Genomic DNA, 4,241 nt, shown 5'->3' with positions numbered 1-4,241 from the left:
TCCGCGCTCGGCACCGTGGGCGCGGTGCTGATGACCTATCGCCGGCTGTTCTCGGCCGATCACCGTTTCCTCGCTTCGCGGCTCGAAGAGCGCACGCGGTGACGCGCGGCGGCGCGCGCTGCGCGGTCAGCACGCGCCTGCGACGTTTCATCGGAACGTGATGATCGGGAGGACGGAATGCGGGCGCGCATGACGTGACATCCGCATGACGTCGTGCAGCGCCGTTGCACGGCTGTGGCACCGTACCGCGAAGCAGGCAGCGGCACGCGTTGCAACGGCGGCACGACAGGCGCTGCTCGCGTGCCGCCCTGCTCGTGCCGCCCATCGAACCGGTTGCGCGCGCACCGAACGAAACGCCGGCCCGCGCGTGCCGCTCAATGCTTGATCGACACCGTCACCCGGGTGCCGTCGCTCATCGACACGGATTTCGACCCGCCGTTGGTCGGAATCGACACCCACTTCACCTGGCTTACCGACACGACGTCCGGACACTGCAGCGACTTGCCCCCGGCCGTCACGCCGCGCGTGCCCTTCGGCGCGGCCGCCTGGAAGCTCAACTGCACGTTGGCGACACCCTTGGCGTCGACCGACGGTGCGAGCCGCACCTGGGTCTGCCGCACCATCGCGCCGTTCGCGTCGCGCGGCAGGTTGTCGGCGTTCGGGCAGCCGTCCGGCATCGCGACCGCGCCGCTCGGCGGCACCGACTTCCAGTTGAAATCGTCCGTCTCGCCCGAGCGGATCTTGCGGGTCTCCTGCGTATTGCCGAAGGTCTTCGAGTCGACCTTGACGGTGTATTCGAGCTGTCCCGTCCCGCCGCCCTTCAGGCTGCCCTTGACCGGTGGCGCCGCGAATACGCTCGCGCTGACGCACGCCGCCGCGAACACGACCGACCACGATGCGGCGACTGACAAGCTGCGTTGGCTCATGCTGACCTCCTTGTAATGCGGCGGCACGCGCGTGCCGCGCGGTTTTCGATGCATGATGCGCTGCCAGTCTACCGCCAAGCGCGGTGCAATGCGCCGCAAACGCATCGGGTGTTACCCCGCTTGCATTCGCGGCGCCGCAACCTTACGCGCTCCGCGCTCAGAAACCGCTGAGCACCAGCTTGCCGATCGCGCGCCCGCCCTCGAGCATCTGATGCGCGCGCCGCACGTTCGCCGCGTTGATCGTGCCGAGCTGTTCGCCGAGCGTCGTGCGCAGCGTGCCGGCGTCGACGAGCCGCGCCACTTCGCCGAGGATCTTGTGCTGCTCGATCATGTCCGGCGTCTCGAACATCGCACGCGTGAACATGAATTCCCAGTGAAACGCCGCGCTCTTCGCCTTCAGCAATTCGACCGGCACCGGCTTCGCGTTCTCGACGATCGTGCAAATGCCGCCCTGCGGCCGGATGACTTCCGCTGCAGCCGGGAAATGATGGTCGGTATCGTTGAAGATCAGCACGTGGTCGACGCTCGGATGGCCGGCCTCGCGCAACTGCGCGGGCAGGTCGCCGAAATGGTCGACCACCGCATCCGCGCCGAGCGCGCGCACCCATTCGGCCGACGCCGGCCGCGACGCGGTCGCGATCACGTGCAGCTTGCCGAGCGTCTTCGCGAGCTGGATCGCGATCGAGCCCACGCCGCCCGCGCCGCCGATGATCAGCACCGACTTGCCGGCGTCGGCACCCTGCGGCGACACGCGCAACCGGTCGAACAGCGCTTCCCACGCGGTCAGCGCGGTGAGCGGCAGCGCGGCGGCGGCCGCGAAGTCGAGCGTGCGCGGCTTCAACGCGGCGATCCGCTCGTCGACCGCGTGGAATTCGCTGTTCGCGCCGGGCCGCGTGATGCTGCCCGCGTAGAACACTTCGTCGCCGGGCCGGAACAGCGTGACGTCGGCGCCGACCGCGACGACCGTGCCGGCCGCATCCCAGCCGAGCACGCGCGGCGTCTCCTCGACCTGCGGCTTCGGCGCACGCACCTTGGTGTCGACCGGGTTCACGGAAATCGCCTCGACCTTCACGAGCAGATCGTGCGGGCCCGGCACGGGCTGCGGCAGTTCGACGTCGAGCAACGCTTGCGGGTCGTCGATCGGCAGATAACGGGTCAATCCAACGGCTTTCATCTCGATACTCCTTTCAGGGAAATCCGGCAGGCTGCGGCGCAACCTCCATGCGTGCCATCGTAGGCAACCCGATCCTTCGAGAAAACCGCTATATTTCCTGAAACATTTTCAGGAATTTCAGAATAATGACGTCCGATCCCGGGTCCGATCCGATTCCCGCGCCCGACAAGCCGCTCGACCTGCTCGACGTCGCGCTGTTCGTGCGCGCGGCGCTGCTCGCGAACGTCACCGCGGCCGGGCGCGAATTCGGCGTGTCGGCCGCGGTCGCGAGCGCGCGCATCGCCCAGCTCGAACGGCAGCTCGGCGCGCGGCTGCTGCACCGCACCACGCGCCGCATCAGCCTCACGCAGGACGGCGAAGTCTTCATGGCGCGCGCCGACGCGCTGCTGGCGGCCGCCGACGCCGCGCGCGCGTCGGTCGGCCGCGGCCGCAGCGAGCCGTACGGGCGGCTGAAGGTGTCGATGTCGTCGTCGTTCGGCCGCCAGCACGTCGCGCCGGTGATTCCGGCGTTCCTGCGCCGCTACCCGTCCGTGTCGCTCGATCTGCGGCTGTCCGACGAGATCGTCGATCTGGTCGACGACGGCTACGACGTCGCGATCCGGCTCGGCGCGCTGAAGGATTCGACGCTCGTCGCCCGCAAGCTCGCCACCAACCGCCGCGTGCTGTGCTGCTCGCCCGCCTATCTCGCCGAACGCGGCACGCCGCGCCATCCGGCCGACTTGACGCAGCACGAATGCGTGATCCTCGGCGACCAGCGCGACTGGTCGTTCGCGACGCCGCAGGGCCCGCTCACGGTGCGGGTCGGCGGCCGGCTCGTCGCGAGCAACGGCGAGGCGATCCGCGAAGCGCTCGTCGACGGCTTCGGGATCGCGATCAAGTCGACCTGGGACGTCGGCCCGCTGCTCGCGAGCGGCGCGCTCGTCAGCGTGCTCGACGACTACCCGTTCGCGGACGACGTCGCGATCTGGGCCGTCTATCCGAGCCGCGCGCACGTGCCGCTGAAAACGCTCGCGTTCATTGCGTTCCTGGCCGAGCACTTCGGCGATCCGCCGTACTGGGATCGTGCAAACGGCTGACCACTACCGCCGCGCGCCCGGTTTCGCGCCGGCGCCGGCGCCCTGCGCGGCCAACCGGCTACAATGGCGCGTTCGCGACGCAACGGCCCGCAGCCGCACGGGGCCCGCGTTCGCAGGCGGCCGCCCGCGGGCCGAGCACGTCATTCATTCGCCTCCCAACCACTCGTCATGACCCACAATCTCGTCATCCAGAGTCTTGCGCCGCTGTCGGACGCCCATCACAAACCGCTGCTCGCGCTGTCGCGCGGCACCCGCGTCGTGCAGACCGACGATCACGCGCTGCGGATCGAAAACGCGAGCCCGGCGCAGCGCCTCGACATCGACGCATACTGCGGCACGCATGCGCTAGATTTCGGCTTCGTCGAGGCCGGCCTCACGCTCGGCGATTTCGGGCTCGCTGTGATGGACATGGATTCGACGCTGATCACGATCGAGTGCATCGACGAGATCGCCGATTTCTGCGGATTGAAAACGCAGGTCGCGGAGATCACCGAAGCGTCGATGCGCGGCGAGATCCGCGATTTCAACGAAAGCCTGACGCGCCGCGTCGCGCTGCTGGCCGGGCTCGACGCGCACGCGCTCGAGCGCGTGCACGAAGAACGGCTGCAACTGTCGCCAGGCGCCGAGACGATGCTGGCGGGCGTAAAGGCCGCCGGCATGAAGACGCTGCTCGTGTCGGGCGGCTTCACGTTCTTCACCGAGCGGCTGAAAGCCCGCCTCGGCCTCGACTACGCGCATGCGAACACGCTCGAGATCGTCGACGGCAAGCTCACCGGCAAGGTGCTCGGCGAGATCGTCAACGCCGACGTAAAGGCGCGCCTGCTGCGCGAGACGTGCGCTTCGCTCGGCCTCGAACCGCGCCGCGCGATCGCGATGGGCGACGGCTCGAACGACCTGAAGATGATGGCCGAAGCCGGGCTGTCGGTCGCGTTCCACGCGAAGCCCGTCGTGCGCGATGCGGCCACCGTCGCGTTCGACCATGTCGGCCTCGACGGGCTGCTGCGACTGTTCTGATCCTGCGGCACCCTCAATGAAAAACGCCGGCGCGATATCGCATCGCGCCGG

Annotated in this window: 4 protein-coding genes and 1 pseudogene; 3 read left to right on the top strand and 2 right to left on the bottom strand. The window is 68.8% G+C overall.

Annotation, left to right across the window (positions count from 1 at the left end):
* Positions 1–102, top strand: a pseudogene (locus tag JMF90_RS26675) (ABC transporter permease); the annotation flags it as partial.
* Between the two features lie 272 nt (positions 103–374).
* Here the strand turns inward: JMF90_RS26675 and JMF90_RS26670 are convergent.
* On the bottom strand, positions 375–926 hold the full coding sequence (locus JMF90_RS26670; RefSeq protein ID WP_041489573.1) for a DUF6013 family protein: 552 nt from the start codon (positions 924–926) through the stop codon (positions 375–377).
* 157 nt (positions 927–1,083) lie between these two features.
* The gene (locus tag JMF90_RS26665) at positions 1,084–2,100 is read right to left on the bottom strand and encodes a zinc-binding alcohol dehydrogenase family protein (RefSeq protein ID WP_011549716.1); all 1,017 of its coding nucleotides are present in this window, start codon (positions 2,098–2,100) and stop codon (positions 1,084–1,086) included.
* Between the two features lie 125 nt (positions 2,101–2,225).
* Here JMF90_RS26665 and JMF90_RS26660 point away from each other — a divergent pair, with 125 nt between their 5' ends.
* Both JMF90_RS26660 and serB read left to right on the top strand, forming a co-directional pair.
* Positions 2,226–3,176, top strand: coding sequence for a LysR family transcriptional regulator (locus JMF90_RS26660; protein WP_011549715.1), 951 nt, complete (start codon positions 2,226–2,228; stop codon positions 3,174–3,176).
* Positions 3,177–3,344: 168 nt separating this feature from the next.
* On the top strand, positions 3,345–4,190 hold the full coding sequence (serB, locus tag JMF90_RS26655; protein ID WP_201316956.1) for a phosphoserine phosphatase SerB: 846 nt from the start codon (positions 3,345–3,347) through the stop codon (positions 4,188–4,190).
* Positions 4,191–4,241 lie beyond the last annotated feature (51 nt).

It is taken from the genome of Burkholderia sp. E168m23 (assembly GCF_016586125.1).
GTDB classification, from domain to species: domain Bacteria; phylum Pseudomonadota; class Gammaproteobacteria; order Burkholderiales; family Burkholderiaceae; genus Burkholderia; species Burkholderia orbicola.
This window is presented reverse-complemented; position numbering and strand designations above follow the sequence as displayed.